The organism is Prochlorococcus sp. RS04, from assembly GCF_001989455.1.
In the GTDB taxonomy this organism is placed as follows: domain Bacteria; phylum Cyanobacteriota; class Cyanobacteriia; order PCC-6307; family Cyanobiaceae; genus Prochlorococcus_A.
Genome location: NZ_CP018346.1, coordinates 1,546,352 through 1,561,728, shown reverse-complemented (window position 1 = coordinate 1,561,728; position 15,377 = coordinate 1,546,352). Strand labels below are relative to the sequence as shown.

At 27.6% G+C, this 15,377-nt stretch carries 26 protein-coding genes; 17 read left to right on the top strand and 9 right to left on the bottom strand.

What is annotated here, in order from left to right:
- The first annotated feature begins 5 nt into the window (after nt 1-5).
- The 3 genes from BS621_RS08680 (at nt 6) to BS621_RS08675 (ending at nt 1,002) form a co-directional block, all read left to right on the top strand.
- Nucleotides 6-329 (top strand): hypothetical protein, encoded by a 324-nt coding sequence (locus BS621_RS08680; protein WP_077142544.1) that lies wholly within the window; start codon nt 6-8, stop codon nt 327-329.
- Between the two features lie 114 nt (nt 330-443).
- A complete protein-coding gene (locus tag BS621_RS09610; protein WP_198025623.1) occupies nt 444-593 on the top strand; it encodes a hypothetical protein in 150 nt (49 codons plus the stop codon).
- Nucleotides 594-684: 91 nt separating this feature from the next.
- Nucleotides 685-1,002, top strand: a complete 318-nt coding sequence (locus BS621_RS08675) for a DUF3303 domain-containing protein (RefSeq protein WP_077142543.1) — start codon at nt 685-687, stop codon at nt 1,000-1,002.
- Between the two features lie 422 nt (nt 1,003-1,424).
- Here the strand turns inward: BS621_RS08675 and BS621_RS08665 are convergent, their stop codons facing one another.
- Both BS621_RS08665 and BS621_RS08660 read right to left on the bottom strand, forming a co-directional pair.
- Nucleotides 1,425-1,694, bottom strand: coding sequence for a hypothetical protein (locus BS621_RS08665; RefSeq protein WP_077142541.1), 270 nt, complete (start codon nt 1,692-1,694; stop codon nt 1,425-1,427).
- A 104-nt stretch (nt 1,695-1,798) separates the two neighbouring features.
- Complete coding sequence (locus BS621_RS08660; protein WP_002806597.1) at nt 1,799-1,936, bottom strand: hypothetical protein; 138 nt, start codon at nt 1,934-1,936, stop codon at nt 1,799-1,801.
- A gap of 199 nt (nt 1,937-2,135) precedes the next feature.
- Between BS621_RS08660 and BS621_RS08655 the strand changes: the two genes are divergently transcribed.
- The 7 genes from BS621_RS08655 to BS621_RS08620 all read left to right on the top strand — a co-directional run bounded on the left by BS621_RS08655 (nt 2,136) and on the right by BS621_RS08620 (nt 7,596).
- Nucleotides 2,136-2,516 (top strand): DCC1-like thiol-disulfide oxidoreductase family protein, encoded by a 381-nt coding sequence (locus tag BS621_RS08655; RefSeq protein WP_077142539.1) that lies wholly within the window; start codon nt 2,136-2,138, stop codon nt 2,514-2,516.
- Between the two features lie 107 nt (nt 2,517-2,623).
- Nucleotides 2,624-2,809, top strand: coding sequence for a hypothetical protein (locus BS621_RS08650; protein ID WP_011818521.1), 186 nt, complete (start codon nt 2,624-2,626; stop codon nt 2,807-2,809).
- Between the two features lie 45 nt (nt 2,810-2,854).
- Nucleotides 2,855-3,157: a hypothetical protein gene (locus tag BS621_RS08645; protein WP_075536664.1), complete on the top strand. Its 303-nt coding sequence runs from the start codon at nt 2,855-2,857 to the stop codon at nt 3,155-3,157.
- A 66-nt stretch (nt 3,158-3,223) separates the two neighbouring features.
- Nucleotides 3,224-3,940 carry an MBL fold metallo-hydrolase gene (locus BS621_RS08640; RefSeq protein WP_077142538.1) on the top strand — a complete coding sequence of 239 codons (717 nt, stop codon included), beginning with the start codon at nt 3,224-3,226 and terminating at the stop codon, nt 3,938-3,940.
- A gap of 155 nt (nt 3,941-4,095) precedes the next feature.
- Complete coding sequence (locus BS621_RS08635; RefSeq protein WP_077142537.1) at nt 4,096-4,377, top strand: hypothetical protein; 282 nt, start codon at nt 4,096-4,098, stop codon at nt 4,375-4,377.
- Nucleotides 4,378-4,427: 50 nt separating this feature from the next.
- Nucleotides 4,428-7,034, top strand: coding sequence for an aminopeptidase N (gene pepN / locus BS621_RS08630; RefSeq protein WP_077142536.1), 2,607 nt, complete (start codon nt 4,428-4,430; stop codon nt 7,032-7,034).
- A 400-nt stretch (nt 7,035-7,434) separates the two neighbouring features.
- A complete protein-coding gene (locus BS621_RS08620; RefSeq protein WP_025933616.1) occupies nt 7,435-7,596 on the top strand; it encodes a hypothetical protein in 162 nt (53 codons plus the stop codon).
- 14 nt (nt 7,597-7,610) lie between these two features.
- Here BS621_RS08620 and BS621_RS08615 read toward each other — a convergent pair whose 3' ends face one another.
- The 3 genes from BS621_RS08615 to BS621_RS08605 all read right to left on the bottom strand — a co-directional run bounded on the left by BS621_RS08615 (nt 7,611) and on the right by BS621_RS08605 (nt 9,334).
- Nucleotides 7,611-7,811 carry a hypothetical protein gene (locus BS621_RS08615; RefSeq protein WP_077142534.1) on the bottom strand — a complete coding sequence of 67 codons (201 nt, stop codon included), beginning with the start codon at nt 7,809-7,811 and terminating at the stop codon, nt 7,611-7,613.
- Nucleotides 7,812-7,904: 93 nt separating this feature from the next.
- A complete protein-coding gene (gene purT, locus BS621_RS08610; RefSeq protein WP_077142533.1) occupies nt 7,905-9,080 on the bottom strand; it encodes a formate-dependent phosphoribosylglycinamide formyltransferase in 1,176 nt (391 codons plus the stop codon).
- A gap of 11 nt (nt 9,081-9,091) precedes the next feature.
- Complete coding sequence (locus tag BS621_RS08605) at nt 9,092-9,334, bottom strand: lectin subunit alpha (protein WP_077142532.1); 243 nt, start codon at nt 9,332-9,334, stop codon at nt 9,092-9,094.
- Between the two features lie 145 nt (nt 9,335-9,479).
- Between BS621_RS08605 and BS621_RS08600 the strand changes: the two genes are divergently transcribed.
- Nucleotides 9,480-9,959: a glutathione peroxidase gene (locus tag BS621_RS08600; protein WP_077142531.1), complete on the top strand. Its 480-nt coding sequence runs from the start codon at nt 9,480-9,482 to the stop codon at nt 9,957-9,959.
- A gap of 134 nt (nt 9,960-10,093) precedes the next feature.
- On the opposite strand, the gene BS621_RS08595 is transcribed toward BS621_RS08600, so the two are convergent.
- Both BS621_RS08595 and BS621_RS08590 read right to left on the bottom strand, forming a co-directional pair.
- A complete protein-coding gene (locus tag BS621_RS08595) occupies nt 10,094-10,732 on the bottom strand; it encodes a cell surface protein (RefSeq protein ID WP_077142530.1) in 639 nt (212 codons plus the stop codon).
- 47 nt (nt 10,733-10,779) lie between these two features.
- The gene (locus tag BS621_RS08590; protein ID WP_077142529.1) at nt 10,780-11,172 is read right to left on the bottom strand and encodes a hypothetical protein; all 393 of its coding nucleotides are present in this window, start codon (nt 11,170-11,172) and stop codon (nt 10,780-10,782) included.
- Nucleotides 11,173-11,342: 170 nt separating this feature from the next.
- Between BS621_RS08590 and dusB the strand changes: the two genes are divergently transcribed.
- Complete coding sequence (dusB, locus tag BS621_RS08585; RefSeq protein WP_077142528.1) at nt 11,343-12,341, top strand: tRNA dihydrouridine synthase DusB; 999 nt, start codon at nt 11,343-11,345, stop codon at nt 12,339-12,341.
- A gap of 27 nt (nt 12,342-12,368) precedes the next feature.
- Nucleotides 12,369-12,626: a DUF2470 domain-containing protein gene (locus tag BS621_RS08580; protein WP_011818534.1), complete on the top strand. Its 258-nt coding sequence runs from the start codon at nt 12,369-12,371 to the stop codon at nt 12,624-12,626.
- Nucleotides 12,627-12,645: 19 nt separating this feature from the next.
- Here BS621_RS08580 and BS621_RS09290 read toward each other — a convergent pair whose 3' ends face one another.
- Together BS621_RS09290 and BS621_RS08570 are read right to left on the bottom strand one after the other, a co-directional pair.
- Nucleotides 12,646-12,810, bottom strand: coding sequence for a translation initiation factor IF-2 N-terminal domain-containing protein (locus tag BS621_RS09290; protein WP_072165436.1), 165 nt, complete (start codon nt 12,808-12,810; stop codon nt 12,646-12,648).
- A gap of 44 nt (nt 12,811-12,854) precedes the next feature.
- Complete coding sequence (locus tag BS621_RS08570; protein ID WP_025891743.1) at nt 12,855-13,091, bottom strand: hypothetical protein; 237 nt, start codon at nt 13,089-13,091, stop codon at nt 12,855-12,857.
- Between the two features lie 444 nt (nt 13,092-13,535).
- On the opposite strand from BS621_RS08570, the gene BS621_RS08560 reads away from it, so the two are divergent.
- Genes BS621_RS08560 through BS621_RS08545 form a run of 4 tightly spaced genes read left to right on the top strand, consistent with a single transcriptional unit; the run spans nt 13,536 to nt 15,377 of the window.
- Entirely contained in the window at nt 13,536-13,955 is a 420-nt protein-coding gene (locus BS621_RS08560; RefSeq protein ID WP_077142526.1) for an acyl-CoA thioesterase, read from the top strand.
- Between the two features lie 42 nt (nt 13,956-13,997).
- Entirely contained in the window at nt 13,998-14,195 is a 198-nt protein-coding gene (locus tag BS621_RS08555; RefSeq protein WP_011818539.1) for a hypothetical protein, read from the top strand.
- A 40-nt stretch (nt 14,196-14,235) separates the two neighbouring features.
- On the top strand, nt 14,236-14,487 hold the full coding sequence (locus BS621_RS08550; protein WP_011818540.1) for a hypothetical protein: 252 nt from the start codon (nt 14,236-14,238) through the stop codon (nt 14,485-14,487).
- Nucleotides 14,488-14,507: 20 nt separating this feature from the next.
- Nucleotides 14,508-15,377, top strand: a complete 870-nt coding sequence (locus BS621_RS08545) for a restriction endonuclease (RefSeq protein WP_077142525.1) — start codon at nt 14,508-14,510, stop codon at nt 15,375-15,377.

The following is a 15,377-nucleotide window of genomic DNA, read 5'->3' as shown; positions in this document are numbered from 1 at the left end:
TAATAATGTCTCGCAAAAGCAAGGGATTAATTCTGATTCAAAGGGTTCTAATTTGGGCATTATACTTTTTTTCAGGATTTGTACTTTATTCATACAAAGGGATTTTGCCTTCGATATTAATTACTTTCTCAAGAATTATTTATCCATTATCTATTTTTTGGTTACAAATAAGAATTAAAAAAAGAAACAATTTTCTGCCTATTGATTCAAAAATGACAACTTCACAATTGTGGTTCAATTTATTACCCGTTATTGCATCTCTATTAACTGTAATTTTTTCTTTAACTAATTCTTTCTTATTTATTTTAGAAAAATTAGTTAACTTTTAAATAAATTAATTATTATTTAATAGACTTAGAATCTTCTCTCATAAAAAACATAATGTAAAGAAATTTGTCTTTTACTTATATTTGTTTAAATTTTAAATAGTGATCAATAAAATCATGAAAAATATTTCATTAAAGGGAAATATAAATTTTGATAAAAAAAAAGATAAAAATGATTATGAATTATTCTCTTTAAAAATCACAGATAGTTTATATAAAAAAGATATTGGAAAATTCCTTGAGACTCTCTCTTCGCACTTTATTTAGGAAAATATTTTTTTTCTGATCTTCAAATTCAAACAGTCCCATTAATAAATAAGTATTTGAGGGATAATGAGTAAAACCCTAAAATACTCCAATGCAATTATTTCTTGCTGACTGCCAATTCCCTGATATTGAGAATCAAGTGAAAGCTTATCAATTATTCGTAGAAGCTTGGGAAAACGGTGAAATTGCAAAATCAGACAAAACAGATAAATTTGAAATGTTATTTAGAGTTCATGCTCCTGGGGAGGGTAGAGTAGTTTGTTTATGTAAGGCAGAGAGTGATAAAGAAATTTTCGAGCATTTTGCTCCATGGAGAGCCAAATTTGGAATTCATATGGAATTTACACCTGTAATAAGTTGTCAAAATGTTGTTGATTATCATAAAGATTTGTTCAAAACTTTAGTTTAATTAGCTTAAATCTAAAAATTATCGTGATTAAACCTTTTTCCAATCTTATTTATAAAAAAAAAGATAAAAATTTTGATTCTTCAAAAAATAAGCTTAAGAAGGAAGAAAACGTCAAATCTACTCCATTAATAATATTTGGTTTTATCATCTCATTAACTTCCATCTTTTTACTTTTATTCACCATTAATAATAGATTTGGATGATATATGAGTAATTAGAACTATTACCTGGGAACAAATATGTTCTATTATTAATTTAAAAATAACTAACTAAATGGCGTTTAACGAAGGGGGGATGGCATCTGGTCTCCTTATCATCGCAGTATCAATAGTTTTTGCTGCCGGTTTTGGATTTTTAGTCTTGCATTTTGTACCTGGAACTCCATTTTAGGTTATCCATCTGAATTTTATTCACAAAATATCTTAAACATTTACAGTTTCTAAATCCTGCATTTGATTATCATCAGAATTAGATTTGTTCTTTAATCGATAGACATAAACTAAAGATCCTAAAGCTATGGCACTAGAGGCAAAAATCCCTGATATGAGTATCAAGGCAAAAAGACCTCCTATTAGACCCCCTTTTAATCTGAGCAAATTTGATTTAATTAAAAGTATTGATAAAAAAACAATAGTGGCTTTAAGAGAAGAGATTTTCAGAAAAGTAAATGGATAAAAAGGATTCAACAACATTTTTGACGGAATGTAATTTATATCAATTCTAAAAATAAATTTAAAAAACCGCATAAAAAAAGACTCAAATGAGCCTTTTAAAAATCTATATTAAATGTGATGATTTATGCATCAGGGTCAAAATTCTTTAGGTTTGGACCAGCAACAAGACCAACAAGACCAAAAAGGACTAAAGAACCAATTCCAAAGCCTGCAGCCCAAGGATTGAAACCACCTAAAGCAAAAGAAGCTAATAAATTCATGATTTTAAAACATAATATCTTCGAGTAAGCATACAGATTTTTATGAAAAATATACCTATATTGAGACATTTCTTCGTAATTATTAGAATCGTTTAGCTATCCCTTTTAAAAAATCCACAAATTTTTTATTATTTATTTTATTATCAATGCATTACTATTTTGTTGGCGCACTTTAATACCATCAAGACTGTTTTTTCTAATGACTTCCAACTATACCTTTATTTATGACGGAGAATGCCCATTTTGCAATCATTTTGCTGAGCTTCTTGAGATCAAAAGCAAGTTAAATAATATTAAAATTTTGGATGGTCGTAAAAATTTAACTCTAATTAAATCCCTCCTAGATAAAGGTTATGACCTTGATAAAGGAGCTATTCTCCTGAAAGATGAAGAGATCTTTCATGGGGCAGATGCAATTAATACTATTTGCAAACAAATAAATAATCCCTCAAGTAGTTTACTTTTGATACTATCTAGAGTGTTTAAATCAACTAAACGAACAAATTTGATATTTCCTTTACTAGTCAGAGCCAGAAGATTTGCATTGATATCAAAAGGTATATCAATATCCCTAGTATAAAAATAAAACCTTTCTAAATATTAAATAACATATTTATAAGCTTCTGTTTCAATAAATGATAATTGATTATTTCTTAGCTAGAACTAGGTGGTAACAACAAGTATTAAATGATAGAAAACTTCAATCCCTTTATTTCATTGGGCGGTGATAACCAAAAAGTTAATCATATGGCTGAAGCGGCACTTGAAATGAATTTAACCTGTAATGATTTAAAGAAGGATTTAAATTTAACTGATGGTGATGTAGTGGATATGTTGCAACTAGTCATGGATAGGTTTAAAAATAGTAATTAATTTTATATTTTTATCTTTTAATCGCTATATATCTATTATTTTTTAATGAAAACAGTACAAATTGAGTTTTCGAAATATGAATTAGTTAACTTTTTATGGCCTGAATTAATAGAAGACTACGGATTTGATAAAGCCAGAAAAATAGTTTCTCAAGCTATTGACTTACAAAAAATGAATGGGACTAAAAATAGCACCATGCCAATCATATTTTCAGGAACAGGAGGATTAGCTCTAATACCAATACAAATGCTAGAAAAAGAAAACTTCGAGATTAATTATAAAGATAATCAAGTTTTAATATTTAATCTAAAAAGAAAGTCATTTCAAATCTTAAATGAAGCAAACTAATCTTTATTATTAATTTCTCGATAAAGCCAAAAGTACCTTATAGTCTAATAAAACAATTAATTGATAATGACTTTTGAAGCGACCTACCTTGGTTCAAATGGTTGGCTTATAAAATTTAAAAAAACAAATTTAATTATTGATCCTTGGCTCAAGGGAGATTTAATATTTCCTCCAGGTGAGTGGTTTTTTAAAGGATCATTAGAAGAAGAAATTTCAATAGATAAAAAAATAGATATTATTTTGTTAACCCAAGGATTACCTGACCACTGTCACGTTCCAACATTAGAAATGTTCAGAAAGGATATTCCTATAATTTGCCCTAAAAGTGCTGTTGAAACATTAAAAAAAATTGGTTTTAGTTCAATTAAAGTGATTAAGCCAACTGAAAAGACAAATCTTCTTAATTTAAGTTTTGAAGCAACTGCTGGTGCTCCAGTGCCACAAATAGAAAACGGATATATTGTTAAAGACGATCTAGATAATGGGTTTTATATAGAACCCCATGGATATCTTGATGAAAATTTAAACAATCAAAGTCTTGATGCAGTTATTACTCCTACTAAAAATTTAGAATTACCCCTAGTTGGTTCTTTTGTAAGAGGTGCTGATGTAATCCCTAAATTGATTAACAAATTCAATCCAAAATATATACTTTCAAGCACCATAGGTGGAGATGCAAAATATTCAGGTTTTTTAAATAATTTTATTTCAGTTCAGGATTATGAAGAGGAATTAGATTGTAATCTTGTAGATCTAAAGAGTATGCAATCTATTATGATTTAAAACGATCCTAAAAGATCTTTAATTAAGTCATTTAGCTTGAAAGTAAATCTACTTTAAAAGGAGCTCAAAAAATTCATTCATTTTTTATTACCTCAATACTTTTATTAGCTTTAAATAATAGCTATGTATGTGAAAATTCAAAGCTTGATCTTGTTATGAGAAATAATATTAATGGTGACTTTTCTATAGTAAAAAAGATATCTGAGTTAAAGCCAGGAGCATTTATAAATATTAATTGGAATAAAAAAAAGCTTATGCTCCCATATTCTCTAAGAAAAGATTATATTTCCTTTACAGATAAAAAATGGGACTGGAGGTATCAATATAATAAGGACGGATCGCCTGACATAAATAATCCTTCTTTATACGAATTACTACCTTCTGGGGAGGTTAAAACACATTTTTGTGAAACAGAAGATAACAAGCCAAACTTATAATTTCAAAATAAGTATTCTAGATTTTTTAACTTCTGAACGTCTTTGTATAGATGAACAATCCAAAAAACCAAAATAATATTTCAAGATATGTAAAACTTGAAGATTACAAAGTTTTTGATTATGAAATTCCAGAAATCTTTTTGGACTTCGTAATTAAGAAAAATGCTGTAAATGTTACGACCAAACTAAAATTGGTTAAAAAAAATAAGAATACCGGAAATCTAATTCTTGATGGTACAGATATATTAATAAAAAAAATATTTATAGATGACTTACTACTGGGAAAGGAATACTACAAACAGCAAAAAAATAATTTAAAAATTGAAAATATAAACAAAGATAATTTTTTATTAAAAATAGAAGGCATAATTAAACCTAAGGAAAATACATCTCTTTTAGGAATGTATGAGAGCAATGGGATTATAACTACGCAATGTGAGGCGGAGGGATTTAGAAGGATAAGTTTTCACTCTGATAGGCCTGATATTCTAAGCAAATACACCGTGAGAATTGAGGCAGACAAAAATGATTACCCTGTCTTACTTTCAAATGGTAACGTCGTAAAAGAAAATAATCTTGCAAATAATCGACATGAAATAATTTGGGAAGACCCATATCCGAAACCCTCATATCTATTTGCATTGGTAGCAGGAAAACTTAATTGTGTAAAAGACAATTTCATAACAAAATCGAATAAAAAAGTAAAAATAAATATTTATGTTGAATATGGCGATGAAAAATATGTTCAACATGCAATAAGTTCATTACAGAAATCTATGAAGTGGGACGAGGATAAATATAACCTTGAATACGATTTGTCATTATTCAATATTGTTGCAGTCAGGCACTTTAATATGGGAGCAATGGAAAATAAAAGTCTCAATATTTTCAACTCAAAACTAATACTCGCTAATTCTGAAACAACAACTGATGAAGAATTAGAAAGAATTGAGGGCGTGATCGCCCATGAATACTTCCATAATTGGACGGGGAATAGAGTGACTTGTAGGGATTGGTTTCAACTATCTCTAAAAGAGGGCTTAACAGTATTCAGAGATCAACAATTCACTGCAGATGTTCATAATTGCGAAATCAAGAGACTTGATGATGCGAAATTTCTTAGGAGAAGTCAATTTAGAGAGGATTCTGGTCCAACATCACATCCTGTAATGCCAGAGAGATACCAAGAAATAGACAATTTCTATACGACCACGATTTACGAGAAAGGTGCAGAAATAATTAGAATGCTTAATAAGCTTGTAAAAGATGAAAATTTCTATAGGGGATTTAGTAATTACATCTCAACATATGATGGAAAGGCAGCAACAATAGACCAATTTGTCGATAAAATTTTAGAGCACAATAAGGAAATTGATCCTGAAAAGTTTAAAATCTGGTACAAGCAAAATGGAACTCCAAAAATTAAATTCAAGAGAATCTGGGATCAAACAGGAGAAAAACTTACAATTGAAGCCTCACAAAGTAATCCAATAAAGAAGAACCCATATAATGATTTACCACTAATAATTCCTATAAATCTGGCTATATATTGCGGTGATAATATAACGATAGAAAAAACAGTTGTTTTAAAAACAAAAAAACAAGAATTCATTTTTAGAAATTTAAGATCTCACATCCAAATTCCTTTAGTAACTTATTTTCGCGAATTCTCTTCACCTGTTGAGTGGGAATCAGACACTACCTTGGATGAAAAATTTTTAATCTTAGAATATGAAAAAGATTTTTTTACACTAACTAATACTGTAAAAGTATTTTATAAAAAAATTATTTTATGCAGATTAGATGAAAAACCAGATCATAAAATTGAAAATAAATTAATAAGCACCTTAATAACATTTATAAAAAATAAAGATATTAATTTATCCCTTTTATCAGAATTACTAAGTATTCCGACATTTGCTGAAATTGAATCGGAGATAGAAAATATAGACCCTTTAAAGATATATAAAACTATTGACGAATTAAATCATTTATTCGGTACCAAATTAAAAGAAGAATTACATTGTAAGCTCCAAGAAATAGAGAAAAATCTAGATAAAGTTTGGCCAGAAGGTAAAAATGAAAGAAAACTAATCGAAACTATTTGGAAACTACTCTTAAGCAGTGATGATAGGGAAATTAAAGGCACAATAATTAATTATGTCGATAGTAATTCTATGACGCTAGCAAAAGCTGCAATGAATTCTTTCAGTAGAATTAATTGTCCTGAAAGAAAAATTATTTCAAATATATTCTTCAATAAATGGAAAAATAATAGTGTCGTTTTGGATAGTTGGTTCTCATTTAATGCATCTATAGAAATTGATGAAAAAACAAGCATTATTGAAAAATTATTTGAAAATAAGTTTTTTGATTCAAAATCGCCAAACACTTTAAGAGCTATATTAAATACATTCGTAACAAGAAATAGTACTTTTCATGCGATTAATGGTTCTGGTTATAAATATATTGCAAAAAAGATAATTGAATTTGATAAATTAAATCCAATAGTAATTTCCCGTTTTATAAAAGTATTTAGTAGATATAATTATTATTCAGAACCTTACAAAAGTAATATGATAGAAACAATAAAGGAGATTAAAAAAAATAAACTATCAAAAAATACAAAAGAAGTTTTAGATGCAATAATAGAGTGATTTTTGATGATATTTAAATAAATTTAATAATAACGATTGTAAATATTAATAATAAAATAAATACAATATACTTATTAATAAAAATATAATCAAATACATTTTTATTATTATCTCTATTCCACTTTTTATTTACGTATTCCTTAGTTATAAATTTATTAGGTCTACCACAATATAAACATGTTGGAGAAGTATTTAAAATTAAATTTTTACATTGGGGGCACTTTTTTTTTTCCATAATTTAATCTTACTGAATAAAATTGAAATCAGAAACAATAAATAAAATAAGTAATTTAAATTTTATTTATTATATTTTGATTAATTAAATATCATTGCAAAAAAAAAATTGTTTCTAACTATTTAAAAAAATTCAATATAATAAAAAATTAGTATTTGGTTTGAAATGTTTGCTATTGCACTTGGAATGTCCCCTGTCGAAAAAATCACTGTTGCAATATCTGCTTCAATTTTTATAATTGCCTTTACATGGGTCTCGATTAAGGGAGATTTAAGAAAACTTGCTAATGAACTAATTGAAGATAATGAAAATAATCAGGATAATTAATAAAATCTTTTACCCTACCTTGCATGCAAGCTAGGGTAATCAATAATATGTCTAATTTCTTTCAGAGAAGAGCCATAGATTTTTTCACCATTTAAGTGAACCCCAATCCATTTTTCCTTTTGATTAAAAAAATTATTTTTAGTAGTATCCCTCTCGAGATAATTTTTATTATCCCAATTTAAAGTTATATCCCAACCTTTATAATTTTCTATCATTGAGAAAGAGAGAACATATTTAAATAATACTCAGAGAGACACTTAACAAAAACAAAGGAAATAAGTATTTTTTTCGTTATTTTTATTTAATATTTATGTAGTACTGACTTTTATTTTAAGAGCAGCTTCATCTGCATTTTTTCTAGCCAAATTAATGTCAGAATTTGATGAGAGAACAACACCCATTCTTCTGCCTTTTCTGGAAACTGGTTTGCCAAATATCAGCACTTTGGTCTTTTCAAATTCTAAAGCTTCATTAAGACCCTCATAAATAGGATTAGGATACTCTTGGTTTGAGAGTATAACTCTGGTTGCAGAGGGCTCTATTAGATCTATACGCGGTATTGGTAAATTTAAAAAAGCCCTTAAATGTAATTCAAATTCATTAATATTTTGACTAACTAATGTAACCATACCAGTGTCGTGTGGTCTGGGAGATAATTCTGAAAATATAACCTCACTTCCTTTTATAAAAAATTCTACTCCGTATAATCCAGCTCCATTAAGATTATTTAATATTCTACTTGTCATTCTCTTAGCTTCAATAATTAAGGACTTCTTGATCTCTAAGGGTTGCCAACTACATTGATAGTCTCCATTAGATTGAAGATGTCCAATTGGTAAACAAAAAATATTTTCACCATTTTCTTTTCTTACAGATAAAAGAGTAAACTCAAAATCAAAATTAATAAATTCTTCAATAATTACACCCTTAACCTTTCCTCTTGAATTTGCTTGTGCCTGTTTCCAAGCATTTTGTAAATCATTTTTTGTTTCAACCAAACTCTGCCCTTTTCCTGAAGAGCTCATTAAAGGCTTAAGTAAAAGTGGGAATCCAATTTCATCTGCTTTTTTTTCTAAATCATCAAATTCAAAAATATAATCAAACTTTGCAGTTTTAATTTTTAAATCTTTAGAAGCTAAGTCTCTAATTTTATCTCTATTCATTGTAATTTCTACAGTCCTAGCGTTGGGAACAATATTGAATCCTTCATCCTCGAGTTCTTTTAGGGCTTCAATTGAAAGTGCCTCTATTTCTGGAACAACATAATCAGGCTTAAATTCTTTTATGACATTTTTTAAAATATTTTTATCTCCCATATCAATTACTCTTGAATAATCAGCAACTTGCATTGCCGGAGCTTTTTCATATCGATCAATTGCAATAACTTCTAATCCTAATCTTTTGGATTCTATTACTAATTCTTTTCCAAGCTCGCCACTACCAAGTAACAAAATTCTCTTTTTAGAAAAAATTGATTCTTTCATATATATAAAACTTATTCCTCATCACCAAAAGGTTGTGAAGATTTATCATCTGTAATTTTTTTATCTTTAGAATAACTAAATAAAAAATTTCTACCAAACCAATTTTGACTTCGAATACTATTAGTTATTGATCTTGAAATTGATCCCAAAAAAAAGATTCCAATCATTGCCCAAATAATTCTTTCTAAAGCAATTGCAGATGAAAATCCTTGACCGGAATATATAATTTCAGTAAGTGGGTCTAAAGGGTCCAAATTTAAACTGATTAATAATATTAATTATAAATGGTTTAATAGATGAAAAATTAAAACTTATAAAAGAAATAAACAAAACTACCATATAAATTAAACACAATAAAGTCTATACAATGTTATCTTCAAGGGGTGAATTTTTTTAGACATGCAAGTTGACGTACAAAATACTACTGTTCTTTCCGCAGACGGATCATCCATAAAACTAGGTGAATATTCAGGGGAAGTAATTTTAGTTGTTAATGTAGCTAGTTATTGCGGGAATACCGCTCAATATGAGGATCTTCAAAAGCTACATGATTTATATTCAAGCAAAGGCCTAAGAATACTTGCATTTCCTTGTAATGATTTTGGAAAACAAGAACCCGACTCTCTTTCAGAAATACAAGATTTTTGCACAACAAAATATGGAGTTAAGTTTGAAATCTATGAAAAAGTTCATGCCAAAGGCAGCACCACAGAACCATACACAACCCTTAACAAAACTGAACCTGTAGGAGATGTTGAATGGAACTTCGAGAAGTTTCTGATAGGGAAAGATAGTAAAGTAATTGCAAGATTCAAGCCAGGTGTTAAACCATTTGACGAAAACTTAATCGCAGCCATAGAAGTAGCTTTAGATTCATAAAAACCTTCTTATAATTCAAATTAAAATATTAAAAATAAGACTTTTATACTTAATTCAAAAAAAAGGAAATTATCCTAAAATTTCCTTTTTTTAAGATTCAAGCTTGGCCTGTATCCTTTTATTTACTTTAAATCTTATTTATTATCAGAATCAACTTCTACGTCTATTATTTCATCTTTAACAGTTCTTTTTTTAGGTTTAATTGATTTTACCTCTGGCTCTATTATTTCATCTTTAACTTCTCTTTCTTCTGGTTCCTCTGATTTTACTTCTGGCTCTATTATTTCATCTTTAACTTCTCTTTCTTCTGGTTCCTCTGATTTTACTTCTGGCTCTATTATTTCATCTTTAACTTCTCTTTCTTCTGGTTCCTCTGATTTTACTTCTGACTCTATTGTTTCTTCTTTAACTTCTCTTTCTTCTGGTTCCTCTGATTTTACCTCTGACTCTATTGTTTCTTCTTTAACCTCACTTTCTTCTGGTTCCTCTGATTTTACTTCTGACTCTATTGTTTCTTCTTTAACTTCTCTTTCTTCTGGTTCCTCTGATTTTACCTCTGACTCTATTGTTTCTTCTTTAACCTCACTTTCTTCTGGTTCCTCTGATTTTACTTGTGAATTTGCTGAGCTTTGATCTTCATCTTTACTTAAGAGGAACTTTAATAGTTTTTTGAATAATAAGAAACCTTTTTCAACTCTTTTTGGACCTAAAATTGAAAGCAAAATTACTAATATTATGAATATTTCAGGTGAATTTAAACCTAATAGTTTCATAAAATTTCATATTCTATTTATATTTTAGTACATGCTAAAAATTTAATCTAATTATTCTCAAAAGTTGGTAAATATAGTTCCCTATTTGATGCAATTAAACCTTCTTCTTTAAAAAAAATCTCTAGGTCTTTTAGATCATTTATATCTACAAATTCACCACAATTATCTAATATATTATTATGAGTGAAGTGCCATAAATCAGCCAAATATTCGTCATCATCTGGAAATGCTACAAATTTCAAATATGTATTATTCAAAGCATATTCACTAGCAAAATCAGAATCTAAACCTTCCCTCTTAGCATCACAAAAAACTTTAGCAAATCTTTTGCCTACTGAAGTTTGAGCACTTGATAAATCTAAATTACCTTGTATAGCATTTACATTTATAGGTGCAATAAAAATAATTATTGGAAGAAAAATAGATACTAATATAAACAAGAAAAAATTTCCTTTTTAAATTTCAACTCAACATAAACTAGCAAAAAAAAAAATCAATTAGGCCTTTTTAAGTAAAAGCACTTATTATAAATTAAGAAATAAATAGAAAACATAAAATCAGCTCTATATCTGAATTTATAATAAACAAAGATTAAATAAATTTAAATTATATGTCTTCAAATATAAGACTAAAAGGAAGGGGAATTAACAGGATAATTACGAGTAAGGTAATGCTATCGCCATTAGCAGGAGTTACAGATAACATTTTTAGACGACTTGTACGTAAATGGGCTCCAAACTCTTTACTTTTTACAGAAATGATAAATGCCACAAGTCTTAAAAAAGGATATGGCACACAAAAAATCAATCAAATAGATTTAGAAGAAGGTCCAATTGGAGTACAAATATTTGATAATAGGCCATATGCAGTTTCTGAAGCTGCGAAACAAGCTGAGGACTCTGGAGCTTTCTTAATTGATATAAATATGGGATGTCCAGTAAAAAAAATTGCAAAAAAAGGTGGAGGCAGTGCTTTAATTAAAGATCGAAAACTTGCTATAGAGTTAGTCAAAAATGTTGTTAAAGCTGTTAGGGTTCCAGTAACAGTAAAAACACGACTCGGATGGGATAGCAAAGAAGAAAATATAGAGGATTTCTTATTTAAACTTCAAGATGCGGGAGCAACGATGATCACACTTCATGGAAGAACAAGAAAACAGGGTTTTTCAGGCAAGTCAGATTGGGAAATGATCGGGAGACTTAAAAAGTTGTTGGAAATTCCAGTAATTGCTAATGGAGATATCAAAAATCCAGATGACGCTCTTAATTGTTTAAAAAAAACAAATGCTGATGGTGTAATGATTGGACGAGGAATTTTAGGATCCCCTTGGAAAATAGGAGAAATAGATTATGCCCTTAGAGAAAATAAAAATTTTAAAGAACCAAACACAGAAGAAAAACTATATTTAATTATTGAGCATCTTGATGAATTAATCAAAGAAAAAGGAGATCACGGATTGCTAATTGCAAGGAAACATATCTCATGGACATGCAAAGACTTTAAAGGAGCATCAAATTTGAGAAATAACTTGGTTAGAGCTGTTGATAAAAATGAAGTTAAAAATTTAATAATTAAAATGATTAAAACTTTGAATAATGAAAAAAATTGATTAGCTTAAAACAAATTTATTTTTTAAATGAAAATTATTAGTAAAGAAACAAGTAAAAGAGTTTGTGATCACATGAACAATGATCACATAGATTCAGTGCACAAATATCTTATTCATTATGGAAAGATATCAAGATTTGAGAATGCTTATATGGAAGAAATTAATAATAGTTATATAAAAATCAATTACGATGGTCAATCAGCAATTATCAATTTTAAAAATGAAATATCTGAAGAAGAAATTCATTCAACTTTAGTATCAATGATTAAAGACATTAAAAAATAAAATAATTTATAAAAAAATTCTAATTTTTATTTTCATAGTAATCAGTTATCTTTTTACATTCTTCAAATGAAAGCATGCTTAATCTAGATGTGGCTTTTATTTTTAAAATTGCACAAACAGCCAATAAATCAGCGCTATCAACATTAAGTGCTTCAGAAAGCTCTAGAACCCTAAGACCTTTCATTTGTATTTAAAAAATCTTTTTCAAAATTATCAAGAACATTGAAATCAATGGGCTGCATTTTTTCCCAAACCTGCAACGAATGGAAAAGTTTGTTCATCACCAAAAATATCTTCTGCTGAAGAATTAGAAATATTATTTTTTTTATTATCAGGCTTAATTTCTTCAATTTCATTAGAAATATTATCTTTAATGTTATTTTCAATTTCTTTTGCTAATAAATTATTCGTATTAGAAAATATTGAAAAAACTAATACACATAAAAACAAAATAATTCTTTTCATAAAAAAAATTTATCTAATACTATTGTCATACGCCAATAAAGTTATTTAGAAAATCTATATAATTTTAAAACAAATCTAAATAAATCAAAATAAAAAAATATTCATCTTCCCAATTTATTTCTATTTTTAAATCTAATTAAAAAATAAAGACCTAGTAACAAAAGAATTGCCAAGGAGTAATGATTAAGAAAAACATAAACTATATATACGAGAAATGGGAACAAGCACGCCCTCTTAAAATTTAATTTCTGTTCCTTTGACATATTTTTCCAATTTAAATATTCTTCCCATTGAAAAATCTTCTTCATTTTTCTACTTCTATTTTTACGATTAAACATAACTTTATAAATATAGTCTTGATGATTCTTATGTTAATAAACAAAATTAATCTACAATATCAAAATAATTTTATTTCATTGAATAAAAATATTTTTTAAATAAAAGATGAACTCGAAACCAGTTTGGAAAATAGAAAAAATTGTTTTACCTCAAGATGTAGATCATGCAGGCGTGATGTGGCACGGTAAATATTTTAATTGGCTTGAAGAAAGCCGAATAAATGCACTTTCGGAAGTAGGTATAAGCTATTTCGAACTAACTAAAAATGGCTTTGATTTACCTTTAATCAATACTTCAATAAAATATAAATCTCCTTTATTTCTTGGTGAAAAAATAATAATCGAGAGCGAATTCAATATTAATAAAAGTCCTAGGATTAATGTAATTTCAGAATTTCTTAACAAGAAAAATGAAATCTTAACGATTGCCGAAGTCAATTTAGTCTTAATAAATAAACTGAATTTTTCTATAATAAGAAAAAGGCCAGATTTCTTATCGGAAGCTTTTAGTAAATTAAACGGTTGAAATTATTATCCACTAATTAAACGATTTATTAATTTATTAATTATGAATATATTTCAAGTTATTGATTCTTATCAATATGAAATGGAATCAAGATATCAAGAAAAATCAATGCTCACAAATCTTTTTACAGAGCACAAATTTATAGGATGGTTAGGGTTATTTATAGTATTTTTCTCTATCTTTGCAATTTTTGTTTTTCAATTTCTTGAGTGGGAAAGTAATGACAATAATAAAAGTTAAGAAGATTTAATGCTTATAATTCAACTGAATGACTTAAAAAATGGCTATCTACTTAAAAATAACTAACCCTACAGAGGTAGTAAAAAAAAAGACCTCAAAATGGCTTACAGATATTACACCTGAAAGAATTGATAGAAAATTGGTCGAGGATGAAGTAATAAAAGGGATTATCGAGCAATTAACATTAGAAGGCATAAAAGGAGAAATATCAGCAATTAATGGGTTTGAAGTAAATGAATCTTCAGTAATAACAAAAAATAATTTTGTTATTAGAAAAACAAAAACTTTTTAGATAGAAAATAAAAATCTTTAATGAAATTTTTTTTTATTTTAATTATTTTTATCATTTTTTTAATTTTTATAATTGTGAGAGATTATCAAATTAAAAAGAAAAAGTTAAAAATAAATAATGCCTTAAATTCCAATTTCTTTATTCAAACAATTAATAATTTAATAGACGAGAACAAATACAATTTGTTAGAGGAGAGGATCAGATTAAGGGAAATAGATGCTTACGGTAACGAGGATTATAAAAAATGGATTGGCAATCCACCTCTTGATGAAAAAGCCATTGAGAAAAATATATTTAATGGATCTAAACGATTTAAAGAGGGTATACCATACTTCTGGGAAAAAGTAATCTTAAAAAAATTTGGCAATGTGGAATTATTTTTCAAAAAGTGGAGATCATATTGTAATGAAAATCCCACTATTGATGATGAGATAGTTGGATCTATTAGAAAACTCGAGACTGAAGATTGGTTTGTCTTCATAGCAAGTCAAATAGAGAAATCATGCTTAAACCTAATAGAAAAAAACTACTCAAGTAAAAACAAGGGAAACTACAAAAAAGGTATTAGATTTGAAAATCATTGTATGGAAATTCTCAAACAAAATGGCTGGGAAGTAAAAGAAACCCCTAATACAGGAGATCAAGGGGTTGACTTAATTGCGTCAATAAATGATTTGAGAATATGTATACAATGCAAAGATCATGAAAAAGCCATTGGAAATAAAGCAGTTCAGGAAATTTCAGCTGGTAAATTATTTTGGAAAGGTACACATGCAATAATAGTCTCAAAATCTGGCTTTACAAAGTCTGCTCATCAACTAGCAAAATCAAATAAAGTAGAACTAATCAATGAATATCAATTAAAAGATTTAGAAAAATTTATTGTTTAA

Coding starts and splice junctions, on each gene's coding strand:
- BS621_RS08545 (WP_077142525.1), top strand. CDS start 14,508: ATGAAATTTTTTTTTATTTTAATTATTTTTATCATTTTTTTAATTTTT.
- BS621_RS08570 (WP_025891743.1), bottom strand. CDS start 13,091: ATGAAAAGAATTATTTTGTTTTTATGTGTATTAGTTTTTTCAATATTT.
- BS621_RS08655 (WP_077142539.1), top strand. CDS start 2,136: ATGACTTCCAACTATACCTTTATTTATGACGGAGAATGCCCATTTTGC.
- BS621_RS08635 (WP_077142537.1), top strand. CDS start 4,096: ATGAGAAATAATATTAATGGTGACTTTTCTATAGTAAAAAAGATATCT.
- BS621_RS08680 (WP_077142544.1), top strand. CDS start 6: ATGTCTCGCAAAAGCAAGGGATTAATTCTGATTCAAAGGGTTCTAATT.
- BS621_RS08595 (WP_077142530.1), bottom strand. CDS start 10,732: ATGAAACTATTAGGTTTAAATTCACCTGAAATATTCATAATATTAGTA.
- BS621_RS08550 (WP_011818540.1), top strand. CDS start 14,236: ATGGCTATCTACTTAAAAATAACTAACCCTACAGAGGTAGTAAAAAAA.
- BS621_RS08660 (WP_002806597.1), bottom strand. CDS start 1,936: ATGAATTTATTAGCTTCTTTTGCTTTAGGTGGTTTCAATCCTTGGGCT.
- purT (WP_077142533.1), bottom strand. CDS start 9,080: ATGAAAGAATCAATTTTTTCTAAAAAGAGAATTTTGTTACTTGGTAGT.
- dusB (WP_077142528.1), top strand. CDS start 11,343: ATGTCTTCAAATATAAGACTAAAAGGAAGGGGAATTAACAGGATAATT.
- BS621_RS08555 (WP_011818539.1), top strand. CDS start 13,998: ATGAATATATTTCAAGTTATTGATTCTTATCAATATGAAATGGAATCA.
- BS621_RS09290 (WP_072165436.1), bottom strand. CDS start 12,810: ATGAAAGGTCTTAGGGTTCTAGAGCTTTCTGAAGCACTTAATGTTGAT.
- BS621_RS08645 (WP_075536664.1), top strand. CDS start 2,855: ATGAAAACAGTACAAATTGAGTTTTCGAAATATGAATTAGTTAACTTT.
- BS621_RS09610 (WP_198025623.1), top strand. CDS start 444: ATGAAAAATATTTCATTAAAGGGAAATATAAATTTTGATAAAAAAAAA.
- BS621_RS08580 (WP_011818534.1), top strand. CDS start 12,369: ATGAAAATTATTAGTAAAGAAACAAGTAAAAGAGTTTGTGATCACATG.
- BS621_RS08665 (WP_077142541.1), bottom strand. CDS start 1,694: ATGTTGTTGAATCCTTTTTATCCATTTACTTTTCTGAAAATCTCTTCT.
- BS621_RS08560 (WP_077142526.1), top strand. CDS start 13,536: ATGAACTCGAAACCAGTTTGGAAAATAGAAAAAATTGTTTTACCTCAA.
- BS621_RS08650 (WP_011818521.1), top strand. CDS start 2,624: ATGATAGAAAACTTCAATCCCTTTATTTCATTGGGCGGTGATAACCAA.
- BS621_RS08600 (WP_077142531.1), top strand. CDS start 9,480: ATGCAAGTTGACGTACAAAATACTACTGTTCTTTCCGCAGACGGATCA.
- pepN (WP_077142536.1), top strand. CDS start 4,428: ATGAACAATCCAAAAAACCAAAATAATATTTCAAGATATGTAAAACTT.
- BS621_RS08615 (WP_077142534.1), bottom strand. CDS start 7,811: ATGATAGAAAATTATAAAGGTTGGGATATAACTTTAAATTGGGATAAT.
- BS621_RS08640 (WP_077142538.1), top strand. CDS start 3,224: ATGACTTTTGAAGCGACCTACCTTGGTTCAAATGGTTGGCTTATAAAA.
- BS621_RS08675 (WP_077142543.1), top strand. CDS start 685: ATGCAATTATTTCTTGCTGACTGCCAATTCCCTGATATTGAGAATCAA.
- BS621_RS08620 (WP_025933616.1), top strand. CDS start 7,435: ATGTTTGCTATTGCACTTGGAATGTCCCCTGTCGAAAAAATCACTGTT.